The following is a 435-nucleotide window of genomic DNA, read 5'->3' as shown; positions in this document are numbered from 1 at the left end:
AGGCAAACTTGGACGACATGCACAGCAAATTGCTTATATTAACCATAATTTGAGCTTACAGCGACAAAAGGAACAACTGGAACAAGTTAACGAACGACTTGCTAAACGTGCTGAGAAAGCCCAAAAATTGCTTGACACGGAACTTCTGAAAGATAGCTACATCGAAACGCTTGAAATGTTTAGTAAATACCATTCAGCAAAATATAATATGTGGGACGAACCAGAAACTCCAACTAAAGTGATTGAGTTCATGGAAAAGAATGGAGTTAAACAAGGTAAATGGCTACGTCCTGAAGGAGTTGACGCTTGGTTCAAAGAACGAATCATTTGGTTCAAGAATAAATTGAAAGAACAATAATATTAAGAATAAAAACTTTAGGCTTGACAGCTTAGAGCTTTTTTGATATAATAATACATATAGTTAAAGAAAGGAGG

The 435-nt window shown here is 35.4% G+C and carries 1 protein-coding gene; it reads left to right on the top strand.

The window, feature by feature from the left end:
* Nucleotides 1–358 (top strand): hypothetical protein (locus tag EII29_RS11620; protein WP_125237625.1); only part of this gene is annotated, 358 nt, incomplete at its 5' end.
* Between the last annotated feature and the right edge of the window lie 77 nt (nucleotides 359–435).

It is taken from the genome of Leptotrichia sp. OH3620_COT-345, from assembly GCF_003932895.1.
In the GTDB taxonomy this organism is placed as follows: Bacteria; Fusobacteriota; Fusobacteriia; order Fusobacteriales; family Leptotrichiaceae; genus Pseudoleptotrichia.
This window is presented reverse-complemented; position numbering and strand designations above follow the sequence as displayed.